The 18934-nt window shown below is 70.0% G+C and carries 18 protein-coding genes; 14 read left to right on the plus strand and 4 right to left on the minus strand.

Going from position 1 to position 18934, the window contains the following annotated elements:
* Nucleotides 1-3: 3 nt before the first annotated feature.
* From AB0J06_RS09925 to AB0J06_RS09950, 6 genes are all read left to right on the plus strand, one after another.
* Nucleotides 4-2688, plus strand: a complete 2685-nt coding sequence (locus AB0J06_RS09925; protein WP_357426665.1) for a PEP/pyruvate-binding domain-containing protein — start codon at nucleotides 4-6, stop codon at nucleotides 2686-2688.
* Nucleotides 2689-2690: 2 nt separating this feature from the next.
* Nucleotides 2691-3776, plus strand: a complete 1086-nt coding sequence (locus AB0J06_RS09930) for a ketoacyl-ACP synthase III family protein (RefSeq protein WP_357426667.1) — start codon at nucleotides 2691-2693, stop codon at nucleotides 3774-3776.
* A gap of 10 nt (nucleotides 3777-3786) precedes the next feature.
* On the plus strand, nucleotides 3787-4104 hold the full coding sequence (locus AB0J06_RS09935; protein WP_357426669.1) for a nuclear transport factor 2 family protein: 318 nt from the start codon (nucleotides 3787-3789) through the stop codon (nucleotides 4102-4104).
* Nucleotides 4101-5348 carry a cytochrome P450 gene (locus AB0J06_RS09940; RefSeq protein WP_357426671.1) on the plus strand — a complete coding sequence of 416 codons (1248 nt, stop codon included), beginning with the start codon at nucleotides 4101-4103 and terminating at the stop codon, nucleotides 5346-5348. Before AB0J06_RS09935 ends, AB0J06_RS09940 begins: the two co-directional genes overlap by 4 nt.
* Nucleotides 5349-5398: 50 nt before the next feature.
* On the plus strand, nucleotides 5399-6226 hold the full coding sequence (locus AB0J06_RS09945) for a hypothetical protein (protein ID WP_357426673.1): 828 nt from the start codon (nucleotides 5399-5401) through the stop codon (nucleotides 6224-6226).
* Between the two features lie 121 nt (nucleotides 6227-6347).
* Nucleotides 6348-6920, plus strand: a complete 573-nt coding sequence (locus tag AB0J06_RS09950) for a TetR/AcrR family transcriptional regulator (RefSeq protein WP_357426675.1) — start codon at nucleotides 6348-6350, stop codon at nucleotides 6918-6920.
* Nucleotides 6921-6980: 60 nt separating this feature from the next.
* Here AB0J06_RS09950 and AB0J06_RS09955 read toward each other — a convergent pair whose 3' ends face one another.
* Both AB0J06_RS09955 and AB0J06_RS09960 read right to left on the minus strand, forming a co-directional pair.
* Entirely contained in the window at nucleotides 6981-7793 is an 813-nt protein-coding gene (locus AB0J06_RS09955) for an alpha/beta hydrolase (protein ID WP_357426677.1), read from the minus strand.
* 288 nt (nucleotides 7794-8081) lie between these two features.
* Nucleotides 8082-8360 carry an ArsR family transcriptional regulator gene (locus AB0J06_RS09960; RefSeq protein ID WP_357426679.1) on the minus strand — a complete coding sequence of 93 codons (279 nt, stop codon included), beginning with the start codon at nucleotides 8358-8360 and terminating at the stop codon, nucleotides 8082-8084.
* A 291-nt stretch (nucleotides 8361-8651) separates the two neighbouring features.
* Here AB0J06_RS09960 and AB0J06_RS09965 point away from each other — a divergent pair, with 291 nt between their 5' ends.
* A complete protein-coding gene (locus AB0J06_RS09965; protein ID WP_357426681.1) occupies nucleotides 8652-9245 on the plus strand; it encodes a bifunctional 4-hydroxy-2-oxoglutarate aldolase/2-dehydro-3-deoxy-phosphogluconate aldolase in 594 nt (197 codons plus the stop codon).
* A 125-nt stretch (nucleotides 9246-9370) separates the two neighbouring features.
* Here the strand turns inward: AB0J06_RS09965 and AB0J06_RS09970 are convergent, their stop codons facing one another.
* Nucleotides 9371-10123, minus strand: coding sequence for an FCD domain-containing protein (locus AB0J06_RS09970; protein ID WP_357426683.1), 753 nt, complete (start codon nucleotides 10121-10123; stop codon nucleotides 9371-9373).
* A gap of 137 nt (nucleotides 10124-10260) precedes the next feature.
* Between AB0J06_RS09970 and AB0J06_RS09975 the strand changes: the two genes are divergently transcribed.
* From AB0J06_RS09975 to AB0J06_RS10005, 7 genes are all read left to right on the plus strand, one after another.
* Nucleotides 10261-11550, plus strand: coding sequence for a sugar ABC transporter substrate-binding protein (locus AB0J06_RS09975; protein WP_357426685.1), 1290 nt, complete (start codon nucleotides 10261-10263; stop codon nucleotides 11548-11550).
* Nucleotides 11551-11625: 75 nt separating this feature from the next.
* The gene (locus AB0J06_RS09980) at nucleotides 11626-12570 is read left to right on the plus strand and encodes a sugar ABC transporter permease (protein WP_357426688.1); all 945 of its coding nucleotides are present in this window, start codon (nucleotides 11626-11628) and stop codon (nucleotides 12568-12570) included.
* Entirely contained in the window at nucleotides 12567-13382 is an 816-nt protein-coding gene (locus tag AB0J06_RS09985; RefSeq protein ID WP_357426690.1) for a carbohydrate ABC transporter permease, read from the plus strand. The genes AB0J06_RS09980 and AB0J06_RS09985 overlap by 4 nt, the downstream gene beginning before the upstream one ends.
* Nucleotides 13383-13389: 7 nt before the next feature.
* Nucleotides 13390-14538, plus strand: coding sequence for a galactonate dehydratase (dgoD, locus tag AB0J06_RS09990; protein WP_357426692.1), 1149 nt, complete (start codon nucleotides 13390-13392; stop codon nucleotides 14536-14538).
* Nucleotides 14539-14558: 20 nt separating this feature from the next.
* Entirely contained in the window at nucleotides 14559-15512 is a 954-nt protein-coding gene (locus AB0J06_RS09995; RefSeq protein WP_357426694.1) for a sugar kinase, read from the plus strand.
* Nucleotides 15513-15546: 34 nt separating this feature from the next.
* A complete protein-coding gene (gene manD / locus AB0J06_RS10000; protein WP_357426696.1) occupies nucleotides 15547-16776 on the plus strand; it encodes a D-mannonate dehydratase ManD in 1230 nt (409 codons plus the stop codon).
* Nucleotides 16766-17329 carry a gluconokinase gene (locus AB0J06_RS10005; protein ID WP_357426698.1) on the plus strand — a complete coding sequence of 188 codons (564 nt, stop codon included), beginning with the start codon at nucleotides 16766-16768 and terminating at the stop codon, nucleotides 17327-17329. The genes manD and AB0J06_RS10005 overlap by 11 nt, the downstream gene beginning before the upstream one ends.
* Before the next feature lie 213 nt (nucleotides 17330-17542).
* On the opposite strand, the gene AB0J06_RS10010 is transcribed toward AB0J06_RS10005, so the two are convergent.
* The gene (locus tag AB0J06_RS10010; RefSeq protein WP_357426700.1) at nucleotides 17543-18934 is read right to left on the minus strand and encodes a PLP-dependent aminotransferase family protein; all 1392 of its coding nucleotides are present in this window, start codon (nucleotides 18932-18934) and stop codon (nucleotides 17543-17545) included.

Genomic DNA, 18934 nt, shown 5'->3' on the forward strand with positions numbered 1-18934 from the left:
GTCATGCAGCTCATCTGGGACGGGCCCGGGCTGGCCGATGCGACACGCGTGGGGCACAAGTTCGCCCGGCAGGACGTGATGCGCCGCGCCGGCCTGCCCGTACCCGAGTTCTGCTGCCTGACCGGTGACGCGTTCGCCGCTTCGACGCCGCCCGCCACGCCGTTTCCCGGCCCGCATGCGCGCGCCACAGAGCTCGTCACCTGGGCCAACTCCAACCGCGATCGCGTGCGTCGCGGCGCGGTACCCACCCATCTGGCAGAGCCGGTGCTGGCCGCGTTCGACGCGTTGGCCGGTCCCGGCGGCCTGGTCGCCGTCCGGGCGTGTGCGGTGGCGGCCGCGGACGGAACCGGTGAGGACGGTGTCGCCGACCCGTTCGCCGGACTGTCCGACAGCTACCTGTACGTGCGCCGGGACGCCGTGCTGGCCCGCGTCGTGGACTGCTGGGCTTCCGCGTACAACCCGGAAGCGGTCATCTACCGGGTGCGCCGCGGCGTGGATCCGACCACGGTCCGGGTCGCGGTCGGCGTGCAGCGCATGGTGTCGGGGATACGGTCGTTCGTCGCGTTCACCCGCGACCCGCGCAGCGGGGCAGACCGGAGGGTGATCGCCGCCGCGCACGGTATCGGCGAAGGAATCGTGCAGGAGAAGGCCGACATCGACCACTTTTTCGTGGACGGCGCGACGGGCGCCATCGAGATCGAGGCGGTGTGCAAGGCCACGATGGTCGGTCCGGCGCCGGACCGACCCGGCGATGGACCGGTCATCCTCCCCGTGCCCGCCGAGTGTGCGCAGGCGCCGGTGCTCACCGCCGCGGAGGTGCACCACATCTGTGCGCTGGCCGCCACTGCGGAGGAGCTCTTCGGCGGGCCGCAGGACGTCGAGGGCGCCATCACCGACGATGGAACGATCCACCTGCTGCAGGCCAGGCCCGCGGTCGTGGCTCACCGGCCGACCGGTGCCGAGGTGCCCTGGACCAACCACAACCTCACCGAGAGCTTCCCGGGGCTGACCAGCACGCTGACCTACTCCCAGGCGCGGGTCTTCTACCAGGCGGGGTTCACCGACTTCTACCGCCGGATGGGGGTGGACGACCGGTCGCTGCGGCGCAACCGGCACCACCTGAGCCGGATGATCGGCTATCTGGACGGCCAGGTGTACTACCGGCTGGACGCGTGGTTCGCGCTGCACGGTCAGATCCCCGGGTTCGACCTGATGCGCCCGCTGTGGGAACGCTCGCTCGGGCTGACCGAGCGCACCGGCGTACCCCGCGAGCTGGCCGGGAGGCCGTGGCTGCGGGTGCTGCGGGCAGCGCCGCGGCTCGCGTCGCTGTTGGTCCGGCAGCCGCACGAAACCCGCTCGTTCCTCCGTTGGTGGGATGCCCTCGTGGCGGACTCCGCCTCGCTCGACGGCAGCTCGGCGGACGAGCTGATCGCGCGGTACCGGCACATGTGGGCCGAAGCCGAACGGCGGTGGGGCATCACGATGGTGAACAGCTACTTCGGGCTGGCCAGCCTGGCGTTGACCACCGTGTTGCTGAAGCGCTGGGTGCGCGACGGTGAGGCGCTGCTGCCACGGCTCGTGGCCGGGGGAAGACCCAACCGCACGCTCGCGTCGGTCCGCTCGGCGATCGCGCTCGCGGAACTCGTCAACGAGCGCCCGTCACTGCGCGATGCGGCGTTGCAGCGATCCGAACGCGAGGTCTGGGACGACATCACCGCCGGTCGGCACGGCGCCGAGGTCGCCGACGCCTTCGCCCGACACCTGGCGGCCTTCGGCGACCGCGCGCTACACGACCTGAAGCTGGAGGTCCTCACACCGCGGCAGCAGCCGTGGATGATCCTGTCCACGCTGCGACCGTTCGTCACGCAGCGGATGACCGTCGCCGGCGCTGCGGCCGACGAACGGCGGGCCAGCACCGAGGCGCGGAGCACGTTGCGCGAGGGCTGCCCGAACCCGCTGCGACGGGCCGTCCTCGGCACCCTCATCGCGTCGCTGCGGTTCTTCGTCAAGGCGCGCGAGGACACCCGGTTCTGCCGCAGTCAGTTGTACGGCATCTCCCGGGACGTCCTCTGGCGTCTGGCCGACCGGCTGGTCGACGCCGGAATGCTGGACGAGGCCGGCGATGTGGCGCACCTGCGGGTGGAGGAGGTGCTCGGCGCGTTCGACGGGACGCTCTGCGACGCCGACCTGCGCGGCCTGGCGCTGCGCCGCAAGGCCGGACTGGCCGCGTCGGCGAACCGGGCCGCGTTGCCCGCGTACTTCACCACGCCGGCCGCGGTTCCGGTCACCATCGGGTTGGCCGCCCGCCGCGACGCCGGCACGGGCGCGAGCGTGACCGACGGCGTCCTGCGCGGGCTGGCCTCGAGCAGTGGCCGGGTACGCGGCCGCGCCCGGGTCGTGCTCGACGCCGCGACATCCCCGCAATCCTGTGCGGACCGGATCCTGGTCGCCAGGGAGACCGACCCCGGGTGGCTGCCGCTGATGATGGTCGCCAAGGGGATGGTGGTCGAACGCGGCAGCCTCGTGTCGCATACCGCGATCACCGGCCGGTTGCTGGGCATCCCGACCGTGGTCGCGGTCGTGGGGGCCAGCACCGCCATTCCCGACGGCGCGCCGGTGGAGATCGACGGCGGGACCGGGACGGTCCGTCTGCTTTCCGAAGCCGAATTCGACGCAGTTGCGGAGTAGCCGTGCGCACGGAAAACCTGCACATCGCCGGGTTGGGCTGCTACCTACCCGAACCGTTTCCCGCGGAGAAGGCGGTCGCGGCCGGCCGGTACGACGAAACCGAGTGGCGGAACAGCGGCTGGACCGGCGCGGCGGTGGCGGGGAACATCTCCGCGCCGGAGATGGCGGTCGTCGCGGCCCACCAGGCTCTGGCCCGCTCGGGCCACGCCAGTGACGACATCTCCCTGCTGCTGCACGCCTCGGTCGGTGACCAGGGTCCGGACGGCTGGTCGCCGCACCACTACGTGCTCCGGCACACCGTCGGCGGTGCCATCCCGGCGATGGAGGTCCGGCAGGGCTGCAACGGGGTCCTGGCCGGCATCGAACTCGCGCACGGCTACCTGAGCGCCGGCCCCGGCCGGGTCGCCGCCCTTGTCACCGGCGCGGACAACTTCGGCATCCCGCGGTTCGACCGGTGGCGTTACGCGTCCGGGGCGAACACCGACCGCGGCTCGATCATCGGTGACGCGGCGACCGCGGTCGTACTGTCCACGCGGGGTGGCTTCGCCCGAATCACGGCGATGAACTCGGCGTCCCTGCCGGAGTTGGAGGAGATGAACCGCCCGGAGGGTCCGCTGTTCCCGCCGGCGATCACCTTCGACCGTCCGGTGGACGTGGCCGGCCGGTTGGCGGGTTTCACCCGGCGGTTCCCGGCCGCGGCGGCCGCGGCCAGGACGTCCCTGAACAACGCCCGCACCGAACTCGGCCTGCGCACGATCGCTGAGGCCGGTCTCACCCCCGCCGACATCACCCGGGCCACCCATGTGCACTCCGGGGGCGAAGGGTACATCCGAGCCGTCCTGCGGCCGCTCGGCATCGATCCGGCGCGCGGCATGCTCGAGTTCGGGCGCGGCCTGGGCCATCTGTCGGTCAGCGACCACCTCGCCGCCCTCACCCACCTGGTGGAGACGCGTCAACTCGTCCGGGGCGACCACGTACTCATGATCGGCAACGGGGTGGGGGTTTCCGTCGCCGCCGCCGTCGTCGAGATCACCTCGCTGCCCACCTGGGCCACCGGACACCCCGAATCCTTCAAGGAGACGGCATGAACGTCCAACGATGGATCGAGCCGCCTACCACCAGGGCCCGTTCGGGTCCGCGCACGTCGGCCGGGACGCGATCGCCGCGCACTGGACGGCGACCCTGTCCCGTCAGAAGGACCCCGTCGTCTGGTTTGGCGTGCCGATCGTCTCCGTCGACCGCGCTGCCGTCGAATGGTGGTGCATCCTGCACGACCCCGCGACCGGCGTCCCCCGGACCGCCGCGGGCTGCCTCGTACTGCGGCTGGCCGAGGACGGCCGCTGCACGCAGTTCCACGAGTACTGGCACGGCGCGCAGGACACCGCGGTCGAGCCGTCGGCGGAGTGGTTGACGTGACGGTGGAACACGAAGGGCAGGCACCCTCGCCCAGCGCATGCCCGCACTTTCCGTTCGCCGACCGTCCGGGCATCTCGATGGACCAGGAGTACCTCGGTCTGTTCCGCGACGAGCCGCTCGTCCCCGTGCAACTGGCCAACGGTCAGCAGGCGTTGCTGGTCACGCGGTACGCCGACGTCACCACGGTGCTGAGCGATCCACGATTCAGCCGGGAGGCGTGGCGCAGCGGCACCCTCTTCGCCCGGGAGTCCAGCGCGCTGGCCCTGGCCACCAGCGATGCGCCCACCCACACCCGACGGCGCCGCGCGGTCCAGGCCTGGTTCACCCACCGTCGTGCCGAACAGGCCCGGCCCCGCATCGCCGCCATCGCCGAACGGTTGTTGGACGGCGTCGAAGCCGCCGGGTCGCCGGTCGATCTCATCGCCGACTTCACCACACCGCTCCCGTACCGGGTGATCTGCGAGCTGCTCGGCGTCCCCGTCGCCGACCTCGATCGGCTGTTGCCCCGGGTGACGGTCATGATGTCGGCCGGCCGGTTCCCCGCGGACGACGTCGCCGCCGCCCATCAGGCCATGTACGACTACTTCTTCGATCAGTTGGCGGCGAGAAGACGGGCGGTGGACGGGGGAGCGGGCGGCGACGATCTGCTCACCGCGCTGCTGACCGCACCCGAGCAGACCCGTCTCAGTGTGGAGGAGATGGCGGTCTTCGGGTTCGGTCTGATGATGGCGGGTGGCGAGACGACCGCGTCGCACCTGGCAATGGCCGTGCTGCAGGTGCTGCGCCGGCCCCGACTGGCCGAGTCGCTCCGCCGGGACCCGGCGCGGATTCCTGCGGCCGTCGAGGAACTGCTGCGCTGGGTCTGGTTTGCCGGCACCGGCGGCCAGCCGCACGTCACCGTCGCGGAGGTCGAGCTGGCCGGCACGACCATCGGCAAGGACCAGGTCGTCATCCCACTCACCGACGCGGCCAACCGGGACCCCGCGGCCTTCGCCGACCCCGACGGTTTCCGGCCCGATCGCACGCCCAATCCGCATCTGGGATTCGGGCACGGCCGGCACATGTGCCTCGGCGCGGCCCATGCCCGGGTCGAGCTCCAGGAGGGCCTGGCAGCGATCCTGCGGCGCATCGACCGCCTGGAACTCGCCGTGCCCGAGGCCCAGCTCGACTGGCGCAGTCAGATGTTCATCCGCGGGGTGTGGACGTTGCCGGTGCGGTGGCGCCGGGACGAAGCTGGCGCATGATCGCGCGGTGGGGCCGGTTCGTCGCCGGCAGCTATCCTCCGCTTCCTTCGGTGCTCTTCGCGATTGCCTGGGCCTACGGCGTGACCGGACTCTTCGCCGCCGTCGATCCGCGCGCCGCACACTGGCGGCCCGACGCCGGCACCGCCGTCGCGGCGCTGACTCTCACGGTCAACCTGCTGTTGATGCGCGCCATCGACGACGTCCGGGACCTCGACTACGACCGGCGGCTCTACCCGGATCGCCCGCTGGCGAGCGGAGCCGTGCGGACCGGCGACCTGGTCACGCTGTACACGGCCGGTTCGGCCGGGCTACTGATCCTCAACGCTCGCACCCCGACGGCCCCGGCGATCCTCGCCGCCCAACTCGGGTACGCCGTGCTGGTCCTCGGCGTCCACCGTTGGCTGCACTGGCCATCCGGCGACAATCTCATCCTCAGCCTGCTGGTGAGTTTCCCGGCGCAGTTGCTGCTGCACGCGTACCTCTACGCCGGCTACCTCGACACCACCACGCTCGGTCCGGACCGCAACGGCGTGCTCGCGATCGTCATCGTGGTGCTCGCCTCGGTCCACCTGGAGCTGGCCAAGAAGATCACTCGAACGCCACGGCCCGGCGAACGCACCTACGTCGACGTCTTCGGGCTTGCCGGCACGACGGCCATCGCCGTTGTCGCTCCGGCGCTCTCGACCGGACTCCTGCTCGTCAGCGTGGTGCGGTCGGGTTGGGCATGGGTGCCACTCGCCGTCGTGCCCCTTGCGCTGCCGGCCCTCGCCGCATGGCGCTTCCGGAGAACGGAGGCTCGCCGATGGTCGGCGCTGGCACCCGCGCTGTACCTGCTCCTGACGTTCGTCGGCTATTGCGCGCTCGGTCTGCGGCGGTAGCGCGTCGAGCCGGGAAACCCGTAGACAGAGCCGTCGCGGGCCGGACGGGGTTCTGTTGTGTAGGTCGACCGGCTGACATAGTTTCTCTCTCTCGGAGACCCCGGATCAAAAGCGAGATGCCATGGCGAAGCCGAAGTCCGACACCCGGGCGCGAATCATCGCGAGCGCGCGCACGCTGCTCCGGAGGCACGGCTACCACGCCACCGGACTGGCTCAGATCATCGAGCACAGCGGCGCGCCGCGCGGATCGGTCTACTTCGTCTTTCCCGGTGGGAAGGAGGAGATGGCGGTAGCGGCGATCAACGAGTGGACCGCGGAGTTCGACCGACTCATCCGCGACCTCCGAGCCGGCCGCGGTACCGCCCGTGCGTGGGCGGAGGCGATGGCAGCCCACTTCGCGAGCGAGTTGCGCGCCTCCGACTACACCGAAGGCCTGCCCATCACCACGATCACGCTGGATTCCGTACCCGTGTCGCCGGCGCTCACCGTCGCGTGCCGCAGTGCGTACGACGCGTGGTTGGCTGCTCTGGCGGAAGGGCTGATTGCGTACGGTACACCCGTGAAGCGGGCGGAGAGCCTGGCCAGCCTGATGCTGGCCAGCCTGGAGGGCGCTGTGGTGCTGTGCCGGGCGTACCAGTCGACGGGACCACTGGAGCGGGTCCTCCCGTTCGTACTCGACCAGATGCCGAGCTGATGCACGGCAGGTCGGGGTTGGTGCCCGCCAACCCCGACCTGCACTGGTCCTGTCGTTATCTCAGACCGGACACGTGTTGCGGAACTGCGAAATGGAGCTGCCGCTGAAGCCGCAGGCGAACGGGCTGAACCGGGTGTCGTCATCCAGGAAACGCTTGAACCACGACACCAGCGCCTTGGAGACGATGGCGTTCGAACTGTTCGCGAAGTTGTGCCCTGCCCCGGCCAGCTCGACGTACGCCTTCTCGCCGGAAGCGACGCCGTTGTAGAGCGGGATCGCGTGCGACGAGACCGGCGCGATGCCGTCGTTCTGGCCACCCAGGATCATCACCGGGTTCCTGACGCCGGGCCAGGATTTGGTGGTGTGCCACGGGGCCAGCGGGACGCCGGCCCGGACCGACGGACGTTGATTCATCGCCGAGATGGTGCCGCCGCCGCCCATCGAGTGCCCGGCGACGCCCTGCCGCGTCGCGTCGACCCGGTCCCGGACGGCGGCCGGGGCGGAGTTGCTCGCCCAGTCGAGTGCCCGGAGCATTTGGGTGCCGCGGCTGTCCGGCTGGTCCAGGGTGGAGTTCGTCTCGATGCCGACGACCACGAAGCCCCACGAGGCCAGTCGCTGGCCGATCCAGGCGAACGGCGCCCAGCGTTCGGTGTAGCCGGGCGAGATCGCGACTACCGGGAACCTCTCGATGGCGGTCGGGTAGTAGACGACCCCGCCGCCGAATCCGCTGGCGCCCGTGATGCTGGCCGAGGTGACGCTGTAGCTGCCGTTACCGGTGATGTTCGAGGCGGTCGGGGCGAGGCCCCGCTCGGTCGCCCACGCGTCCGGCGTGACCACACCGAGACTGGCCATCGCCAGCGCGATGCCGGCCACGGCGGCGGTCCAGAATCGACGAAAGCGCTGTGGCCTGCGTGGAGAAGGTCGGCAGGGTACCTGGAGGGTGTCTTCGCGATACTCCACTTTCTGCACTCCCTGCGGTTCGAGGGAGCCGCCGTGGCGCCGTCACCGCTCGGCCGTCGCGGCCGCTCCCACCGCCCGGTGCGGCCGCCTTCATCGGCGACGAGGGGAGGGATTCGGCGGAGCTGCCACTGCGACTCCACACAGTTGGTAACGGCAAGGATGAGGCCTGCCAAGGGTCGCGCGAATCGGCGAAACCACCAGTCATCGGGCCTGGTGCCGGTCCGTCGGTGACCGACGTTCGGCTAACCGGGGGGGTTGGCCTGTGTCCGCGGTGCCGCGGCAGTGCACCTCCGTGCCGCCGCGCACCTGTCTCAGTTCGGCGACGCGGACCGGGCCGGCGTCGCGTAGCACCCGCAGGTGATAGGCGACGGTGCCCTTGCCGCTGTCGAGCATGGCGGCGAGCTGGCTGATGGTGGCCGACTGGCGACCGAGGATCAGCAGCAGCCAACTCGCCCTGACCCATCTCCGGCACGCGGGCAACGCGTGACAGCAATCCTGTCCGGCCTCGACGCGACCGGTCCACCGTAGCCCCGCGTCAGCGTTGGCGGAGCGCGCTCGCGGCGCCGCTGACCGGCACCGCGGACGCGCTTTGACTACGTGAAACGGCAAGGGCTAGCCTCCTGGCAGATCATTCGCCCGCGCCGGGGACGTCGTCGGTCCGATCAGCGTGACGGCACCCCGGAGCCGGATTCACCGCGATGCGCATCGGATTCGTCCGGCCCTCCCGGCCGCTACACAAGAAACCTCTGAACAGTTGGGCTGGAGAGCTCCATGAAGCTACGAACAATCGCCATCCTCCGTGCGTACGAGCCACAGCAGGCCGGCGATCTGGCCGAGCAGTGCTGGGCGATCGGCATGGACCTGGTCGAGGTTCCGGTTCAGGGAAGCCTCGGGTGGGCAGCCCTGGAGGCGGTTTCGGCGCGCGCACGGGGGCGCGCGTTCGGGGCCGGCACGGTGCTCTGCGCGGACGACGCCCGTCGCGCCGCTGAGCTGGGCGCTTCGGTGATCATCAGCCCGGACGTCAAGGCGGAGGTCGTCGAGGCGGCGCAGCACGTGAGCGCCCTTCCCCTGCCTGGTGTGATGACGCCGACCGATGTCGGGGAGGCCGCCCGGCTCGGAGTGAACACCTGCAAGCTGTTCCCGGCCTCCGTCGTCGGGCCAGGGTGGCTGCGAGCTCTGCACGGGCCGTTTCCGGCCATGAACTTCATCGCTGTCGGCGGCGTCGATCTCACCAATGCCGCTCACTTCATCAAGTCGGGCGCGACCGGTGTCGGTCTGGGGGGCAGCATCGAAACGCTGCTGTCATTCGACGACCCTGCCGCCTTCGTGGCGGAGCTTCACGACCTCGTGGAAAACCAGCGTTGACGGTTGATCACGAGCGGGGCGTGATCCGTCCCCACGGCACGGCGGGTTCCCTTCCGTCAGTCACCCGATGGCATGTGTGACCACAAGGGAATCCCGCTGCTCCGGCGACGCGTGTGCAGGCCCGATCAGGGCGTGCCGGTCTGCTCCCACATGGACTTCATCTCGTCGATGGCCTGCTCCATGATCTGCACCATCGCGTGCTTGGCGCGGTCGCCGTCGTGCCGCTGGATCGCCTGCGCCACATCGGCATGGAGTTGGAGCGCCTGCTCGTCGGGGTAGTGCGGCATCAGGTCGTAGTGGTGGCGGCCGGTGAGGACCTCGGCCACGATCTCCTGCAGCTTCACGAACATCTCGTTGCCGGAGCTGACTAGCACCCGCCGGTGAAACTCGATGTCGAGTCGGAGGAACTCCGGCTCGTCGCCCGCCTTGCCGGCCGCCCACATCTTCGCGGCGAGCCCAACCAGGTCGCTCGCCTCGTCGGGCGTGGCCCGCGCGGCGGCCAGCGAGGCCGCCTGCGGCTCGACGGCGGTGCGCAGTTCGGTGATCGAGCGGAGTTGGGTGATGCGGCCGGCGGAGGCGAGCCGCCAGCGGATCACCTGGGGGTCGAAGACGTTCCAGTCGGTCGTGGGGCGGATCAGGATGCCGACCCGACGACGCGCCTCGACGAATCCCATGGAGGCCAGCACCCGCAGGACCTCGCGGACGACCGAACGCGACACGCCGTGCTGCTCGACGAGGTCGTCGATGTAGAGGACGGACCCCGGCGCCAGCTCGCCGGCACAGATGGCCGTGCCGAGGCGGTCGAGCACGCGTCCGTGCAGCCCGGCCTCGGCAGGGGCCGGCTGGGCGCGTGCGACGCCTGAGGAGGACTGTGCCACGCGTTGGATCATATCAGTTGAAGATCACCCCTTGAATAAATCGGCTTTTTGGGCCTAACATCCGGTCGTTAAGCAGACGTTACGACGATGTGGCGCTCTTTCCGCAGGACAGGCGGCCACGACAGAAGGAGATGAACGTGCGGCGTGCATCGATAATCGCCACTTCTCTGGCCGTGGTTGCCGGAATGGGCCTGTCCGCGTGCGGCGGCGGTGGTGACGACAGCAGCGCTTCCAAGACCGTCCGCGTGACCCTCGCGAACCACGTGTGGACCGAGAACATCAAGAAGGCGCTGCCGGAGTTCGAGAAGCAGTCCGGCCTGAAGGTCGAGATCACCCAGCTCGGCGAGGACCAGCTCTCCGACCAGTACAACGTCAAGCTGAACGCGGGCTCCAGCGACCTCGACGTGATGATGTACCGCCCCCTGCAGGAGGGGAGGCTGTTCGCGAAGAACAAGTACCTCGCCGACCTGTCCGACGAGGTCAAGTCCAACAACGCCTGGGACTTCAGCGACTTCCAGGCCGGTCCGGTCGAGGCCACCTCGTACGAGGGCAAGGCGGTCGGTGTCCCGATCATCACCGAGCAGGAGGTCCTGTACTACCGCAAGGACCTGCTGGGCAAGGCCGGCCTGAGCGCCCCGCCGAAGACGCTCGACGAGCTCAAGGCGGCGGCTGCCAAGGTCAAGGCCGCAGAGCCGGGCGTCGCGGGCTTCGTCGCCCGTACCGGCAAGTCGCCGGCGGTCACCCAGTTCTCCAGCTTCCTCTACAGCTTCGGCGGCGACTTCGTCGACGGCAGTGGCAAGGCCACGGTCAACAGCGAGGCGGCCAAGCAGGCCTACGCCTACTACGGCGGGCTCATCAAGGACCAGGGCCCGGCGAACGTCAGCACCGACATGAGCTGGCCCGAGGCGATGGCGATCTTCACCCAGGGCAAGGCCGCCTTCTACACCGAGGCCAACTCGCTCTACAAGAACGCCACCGACCCGGCCAAGTCGAAGGTCTCCGACAAGGTCGGCTTCGCGCCCTTCCCGGCCGGCCCCGCCGGTTCGAAGCCGTACAACATCCCCTCGTGGGCGCTGGGCATCAACGACAGCTCCAAGAACCAGAGCAACGCCTGGAAGTTCGTCGAGTGGGCGACCGGCAAGGAGCAGACGCTCGCGCAGCAGAAGTCCGGCGTGCCGAGCGCCCGTACCTCGGTCTGGGCCAACCCGGAGGCGACCGCGACCTACCCGAAGGACCTCGTCGAGGCCATCGCGGCGAGCACCAAGGGCGGGGTCGGTCACGACCGCCCGCTGGTCAACAAGGTTGCCCAGGCGCGGGAGATCGTCGGCCAGCCGATCGTCGACGCCATCGCCGGCAAGGACGCGGCGGCAGCGGCCGACACCGCCAACGCCGCGTTCCAGAAGTTCCTGGACGACGAGGCCAAGTAAGCCGAGCGCGGGGTGGCGGGGCCGTTTCGCTCCGCCACCCCGGCCCCACGCCCGGCCAGCCCACCCGGAGATCTCATGGCAGCAGTGACCACCCCCACCAGACCCCGTGGCACCTCGGCCACGCCGGACACCCCCGGCTGGGCCCGCTGGGCCAACGACCATCGCAAGTGGCTCTTCGCGGCGCCCGCCATGGTCTTCGTCGCCGGACTGATCATTTTCCCGCTGGTATGGACCGGCTATCTCAGCCTGACCGACGCCGAGGGGTCGGTGCGGGCCGAGTCGGAGTTCGTGGGCTTCCAGAACTACGTCGAGGTGCTCTCGGACACCGACCGGTTCTGGCCCGCCGTCGGGCGCACCGCGGCGTTCACCGTCGTGGCGCTGCTCTTCGAGGTCGTCCTCGGCATGGCCGTCGCGCTGTTGCTGTGGCGGCCGTTCCGGGGCCAGAAGTGGGTCCGGGTCGCGATTCTCATGCCACTGGTCGCCACCCCGGTCGCGGTCGGCATGATGTGGCGCCTCATCTTCGACCCCAACATCGGCCTGGCGAACCAGGTCCTCGGCTGGGTCGGCATCGGACCCCAGCCATGGCTCGCCGGCCAGCACTCGGCGCTGCCCACGACGATCTTCATCGACATCTGGCAGTGGACCCCGATGGTGGTGCTGATCCTGCTCGCCGGCCTGACCTCGCTCTCGGACGAGCCCCAGGAGGCGGCGCGCATCGACGGCGCGAGCACCTGGCAGCGGTTCCGGCACGTCACCCTGCCGCTGTTGATGCCCACCGTGATCGTGGCGATCCTGCTGCGCGGCATCGACGGACTGAAGACGTTCGACATCCTCTACGCCACCAAGGGCCGCGGCGGCGGCTCATTCCACGAAGTCGAAACCCTCAACGTGTACGCCTACGGCCTGAGCTTCGACTACAACGAGTACGGCATCTCATCGACCGTTCTGATCATCTTCTTCCTGATCATCATCGGTTCGATGTGGGCCCTTACCTCCGGTAGGAAGGGGGCACAGCGATGAAGGCCAGCCCCGCCTATCGGATCTTCCGCGTCGTGGCGCTCGCCGTCGTGGTGATCGCGCTGCTCGCACCGCTGCTCTGGATGATCGCCGCGTCGTTCAAGACCAACGTGGACATCTACGACGCCGACAAGGCGCTCGTGTTCTCGCCCACCGCGGACAACTACGCCAACGTCCTCAAGCAGGCCAACTACGTCCAGTTCATCGGCAACAGCCTCTGGGTGGCCTTCGCGTCGACCGTGCTCTCGCTCATCCTGGGCGTACCCGCGGCCTACTCCATGAGCCGTTTCAACATGAAGAAGTCGGCGCTCGTGGTGCTCATGGCGCGGGTGATCCCGGGTGTCTCCCTGCTGGTGCCCTGGTACTACGTCTTCTCCAACCTGCAGATGGTCGGCGGGTTCGGCGTGCTCATCCTCAGCCATATGTTCGTGGCGCTGCCGCTGGTGGTCTACATCATGATGAGCTACTTCGACAGCCTCCCCGTCGAGTTGGAGGAGGCGGCGCTCGTCGACGGACTGACCCACATCGGCGCGTTCCGCCGGATCACGCTGCCGCTGTCGGTGCCGGGAATGGCGACCGCCGGCATCCTGTCGTTCATCTTTTCCTGGAACAACTTCATGTTCGCCCTCGTGCTCTCCGGGGCGGAGACCAAGACCCTGCCCGTCGCGATCTTCGACTTCGTCGGCTACGCGAGCATCGACTGGGGTGGTCTCATGGCCGCCGCGACCGTGGTCACGCTCCCGATCATGCTGATCGCCCTGTTCGTGCAGAAGTACGTCGTCTCCGGCCTCACCGCCGGAGCCACGAAGGGCTGAGGTCACGATGACAAAGATCGCGAGGGTGGAGACCTTTCTCGTCCCACCCCGGTGGCTCTTCGTGCGCGTCGAGACGGAGTGCGGCACCGTCGGGTGGGGCGAGGCGACGTGCGAGGGCCGGTCCGAGACCGTCCGCACCGCCGTGGAGCAGCTCAGCGAGCTGTTGATCGGCAAGGACGCGCTGCGCATCGAGGACCACTGGCAGGTCATGACGAAGGGATCGTTCTACCGGGGCGGGCCGATCCTGGCGAGCGCCGTGTCGGGGCTCGACCAGGCGCTCTGGGACATCGCGGGCAAGCACTTCGGCGCCCCGGTGCATCAGTTGCTCGGTGGCCCTGTCCGGGACCGGATCCGGGTCTACGGCTGGGTCGGCGGCGACGAGCCGAACGAGGTGCAGGACCACATCAGCGCGCAGCTGGAGGCGGGTCTGACCGCGGTCAAGATGAACGCCTCCGGGCGGATGAGCGCGATCGCGTCGGTCGCCGAACTCGACGGGGTCGTGCGCCGGGTGGCCGCGGCCCGCGAGGTCCTCGGTGACGACCGCGACGTCGCGGTCGACTTCCACGGCCGGTTCACCCTTGCCAACGCGCGCCGCGTCGCACCGCTGCTGGAGCCCTACCGCCCCTTCTTCCTGGAGGAGCCGGTGGTCCCGGAGAACTCGCACCTCATCGGCGAGTTCGTGCGTTCCACGACCACGCCGGTCTCGACCGGCGAGCGGCTGTACAGCCGGCAGGAGTTTCTCCCCGTCCTCCAGGCCGGCATCGCGGTTGCCCAGCCGGATCTCTCGCATGCCGGGGGCATCACGGAGGTGCGCAAGATCGCTGCCCTGGCGGAGGTCTACGACGTGCAGCTCGCCCCCCACTGCCCGCTCGGGCCGCTCGCCCTCGCCGCCTGCCTGCAGGTCGGTTTCGCGACGCCCAACTATCTGATTCAAGAGCAGAGCATCGGCATCCATTACAACCAGGGGGCCGAGGTGCTCGACTACGTCCTGGACAAGACGCCGTTCCGGTTCGTGGACGGGCACATCGAGCGGCTCACGGGTCCGGGGCTCGGCGTCGAGATCGACGAGCACGCGGTGCGGATGGCGGACAAGCGCGGCCATGCCTGGCGCGGGCCCGTGTGGCGGCACCCCGACGGCTCGTTCGCGGAGTGGTGACCCATGAAGCGTCCAGCGTCATGAGCGCCGCCGACGTCCTCACGTTCGGCGAGTCCATGGTGTCCCTGCGGTCGGCCGCCCCGCTGGCGGCCGGGGGAGCCCTGCGGATGCACCTGGCCGGCGCGGAGTCGAACGTCGCCATCGGTCTGGCCCGCCTCGGTCACCGGTCCGCGTGGGTCGGCCGGGTGGGGGCCGACGAGCTGGGCGAGTATGTGCTGCGGCAACTGCGCGCCGAGGGCGTGCGCGTCGACGATGTGACCAGGGACGCCGAGCGACCGACCGGGCTCATGTTCCTGGAGCAGCGGACCGCGGATCTGACCCGCGTCCATTACCACCGCGCCGGCTCGGCCGGCTCGGCCCTGTGCGTCGACGACCTCCGGGGCCCGTTGGCCGCGGGCGCCCGCATCCTGCACCTCACGGGGATCACGCCGGCCCTGTCCGACAGTGCCCGGGCGGCGGTGCTGGGGGCGGTGGAATCGGCTTCCGCCACAGGGATCCTCGTGTGCCTCGACGTCAACTACCGGGCCCGTCTCTGGTCACGCGACGAGGCCCGATCGGTTTTGTACCCGTTGGCGTCGCACGCCTCGATCGTCGTTGCCTCCGCGGACGAGCTCGACCTCGTCGGCGACGGGGGAGCGGACGAGTCCGCGATCGTCGCAAGCCTGCTCGACCGAGGCGCAGGACAGGTCCTGGTCAAACTCGGGTCCGCCGGTGCCCGAGCCCACACCGCGGACGGCGTCCATCACGCCGACGCCCTGGCGGTGACCGCTGTCGATACGGTCGGCGCGGGTGACGCGTTCACGGCCGGCTACCTGTCCGGTCATCTCGACGGGCTCGACGTGCCCGACTGCCTGCGCCGCGGGGTCACGCTCGGGGCGTTCGCCGTCGCCGGTCGCGGTGATTGGGAAGGACTGCCGCGGCGCGAAGAACTGTCCCTTCTCGATCGCCACGAGACGGGAAGCACCATCCGCTAAGACCGCCCACGCCAGCACCGCAGAAAGGCACGCCGTGAAGATCGTCGCCGCGGACGTCATCGTCTCCAGCCCTGATCGCAACTTCGTCACCTTGAAGATCACCACGGACGAGGGCATCACCGGCCTGGGCGATGGCACCCTCAACGGCCGCGAGTTGGCCGTCGCTTCATACCTACGCGACCATGTCGTCCCGCTGTTGATCGGCCGCGACCCGCACCGCATCGAGGACACCTGGCAGTTCCTGTACCGCTCGGCCTACTGGCGTCGCGGGCCGGTCACCATGGCCGCGATCGCCGCCGTCGACGTGGCCCTGTGGGACATCAAGGCCAAGGCCGCGGGAATGCCCCTCTACCAACTCCTCGGCGGCGCGTCGCGCACCGGCATCATGGCGTACGGCCACGCCTCGGGGCGGGACACCCAGGAGCTGTTCGACTCGATCCGCAGACACCTCGAGCTCGGCTACCAGTCGATCCGGGTGCAGACCTCTGTTCCCGGCATCAACGCGGTCTACGGGGTCGCGGCGCAGCCCAGCGTGGACGGGAAGCGGTATGACTACGAGCCGGCGCAGCGCATCCCGCTGCCGGCGGAGGAGGACTGGGACACCCGCGCGTACCTGCGCCATCTCCCCGCCGTGTTCGAGGCGGTTCGCGCCGAGTTCGGTCCTGAGTTCCCGCTGCTCCACGACGGCCACCACCGGATGACCCCCATCCAGGCGGCCCGGCTCGGTAAGGACCTCGAACCGTACGACCTGTTCTGGCTTGAGGACTGCACTCCGGCGGAGAACCAGGAGGCGCTGCGACTGGTGCGCCAGCACACCACCACACCCCTGGCCATCGGCGAAGTCTTCAACACCGTGTGGGACTACCAGACGCTCATTCGCGAGCAGCTGATCGACTACGTGCGTTCCGCCGTCACACACACCGGCGGGATCACCGCCATGCGCAAGCTCCTCGACTTCGCCGCGCAGTATCAGATCAAGTCCGGCATCCACGGGCCGACCGACATCTCGCCGGTCGGCATGGCCGCCGCGCTCCACCTGGACCTGGCGATCCACAATTTCGGCATCCAGGAGTACATGCCGCACGGCCCCCTGACAAACGAGGTCTTCCGGCAGTCGTTCACGTTCACCGACGGCTACCTGCACCCCGGCGACCAGCCGGGAATCGGCGTCGACCTCGACGAGACGGCCGCCGCCGAGTTCCCCTACGTGCCGGCCTACCTCCCGTTCAACCGGCTGAAGGACGGAACCGTCCATGACTGGTGACGACCGCGCCGCCGCGACACCGGGGGATCCGGGCGCGCCGCGACATGTTGTGGTGATGGGTGTGTCCGGGTCGGGGAAGACCACCGTGGCGCAGGGAATCAGCAACGCCACGGGCCTGAGGTTCGCTGAGGCGGACGAGTTCCACTCCGAGTTCAACGTCGCCATGATGCGGGCCGGCGTGCCGCTCGATGACGCCGACCGCTGGCCCTGGCTGCTCGCGCTGGCCGCGTGGATGGCCACCCGCTCGGCTGAGGGGGTGTCCACGGTGCTGGCCTGCTCCGCGCTGAAGCGGTCCTACCGCGACGTGCTGCGGCAGGGGCCACCGGGCATGGAGTTCGTGCACCTCGACGGGCCGGCCGAGGTGATCCGGGAGCGGGTGTCGCGGCGGGCCGGGCACTACATGCCCGCCAGTCTCCTGGACTCGCAGATCGCGACGCTTGAGCCGCTGCAGCCGGACGAGATCGGCCTGTTGCTCGATGTCGCCATGTCGCCGGACGAGCTCGTATCAGCGGCCGTCCGCGGACTCGGTCTGTGCCCGGCCGGCGCACCCTAGGGCCGATCGAACACGCGCTCCGGCCCGCGCATCCATATCGGACGGACGGCGTTCGGCCGGGACGGTTGAGCAGGCGGCAGGTCGGCCGCCAGGCGATCGTCGGCGCGGGCCAGGCGGCCACTGACGGGCCATCGGGGCGTCGCGAAGCCCGTGCGGCGACTGTAGCGTGCACATAGTACGAAAAGCATGACTGTCGGGGATGGATGATCCCGGTCAGCGCCGGATGGGCGCCGGGTGGCCGGGGTCGTGCTCCTCGAACGCGGCGAAGGCGAGCAGGTCGGCTACCTCGTCGACCTGCTCGGTGAGTCGACCCGTCGCGACCCGTACGAAAGGCTCGTGTGGGCCGGAGAAACACCGTCCTCCCGGGACGACGGCGACGCCGTGCGCGGCGAGCGTGACGAGGGCGGACCGTTCGTCCTCGACGGGCATCCACAGGCTCAACCCTTCGGTCCCGCCGGTGCGTACGCCGCGGGCCGCCAGCGCCTCGGCGAGCGTCCGCCGTCTGGTCCGGTAGGTCTCGCCGGCTTCGGCGACGAGCGCGCGGGTGTGCGGGTCGGTGAGCAGATGGGCGAGGCAGTTCTGCAGGATCCGGCTGGTCCAGCCGCTGCCGAACGTCCGATAGACGCGGGCGCGTTCGATCAACGCCGCCGCGCCGCCGAGGACGGCGAGGCGCAGGTCGGGGCCGTGTGACTTCGAGTATGAGCGGACGAACACGACCCGGTCGGGAAAGACCGCGCCGAGGGTCTGCACCGGCCCGGGGGCGAGGGCGGCGGAACCGTCGTCCTCGATCACCACGGTATCCGAACCGCGTAGCTCGGTGGCGAGCTCGGCGCTACGCGCGGAGTCGACGCTGTAGCCGGCGGGGGAGTGGGCGTGCGGCTGGTAGATGAAGAGCACCGGCTTGCGGCGTATCGCGGCGGCCAGGGCGTCCGGCCGTGGGCCGCGCTCGTCGCAGCGGACGGGGATCACCTCGGCGCCGACCGCGTCGAGGATGTCGAGCAGTCGTGGCGCGGTGGGGTCCTCGACCGCGACCTTGTCGCCGGTGGCGATCAGGGTCTGGCAGAGCAGCATCAGGCCGTCGAAGCCGCCGTTGACGGCCAGCAGATCCGCCGGCGGAAACGGCCATGTCGGTCGGACCGCGTCGGCGAGCCGCTCGGTGATCGGCACCCGGGTGTATTCGTGCAGATCCCCGGCGCCCAGCGCGGCCGAGAGTCCGGCGTCCAGCGGCGGTAGCAGCGCAGTGTCCGGTACGGCAAGGCGGAGGTCGTGCACGAGCCGATCGCCGTGCCGGCCGACCTCCTCGAAGCGACGCGGGTGCGGCACGTCGGGTGGGCCGATGACGACGGTGCCGGCGCGGCCGCGTCCGGCGATCGAGCGGCGCCGGCGCAGCAGGGACCAGGCTTCGGACACGGTGGCGGGGCTGACGCCCAGCCGGAGCGCCAGCGCGCGCACGGTGGGCAGTCGGGTGCCCGGCGCGATCGCGCCGGCCCGGATCAGGGCCGCCACGGTAGCTGTGATGCCGCGGGCGCTGGGTTCCTCGATCTGGGCCGCCAGCCACTGTGGGTCGAGGTGGGTGGTGGGGGAGTCCGAATGCGTGAGGTCCAC

The organism is Micromonospora sp. NPDC049679 (genome assembly GCF_040659735.1).
Lineage (GTDB): Bacteria > Actinomycetota > Actinomycetes > Mycobacteriales > Micromonosporaceae > Micromonospora_I.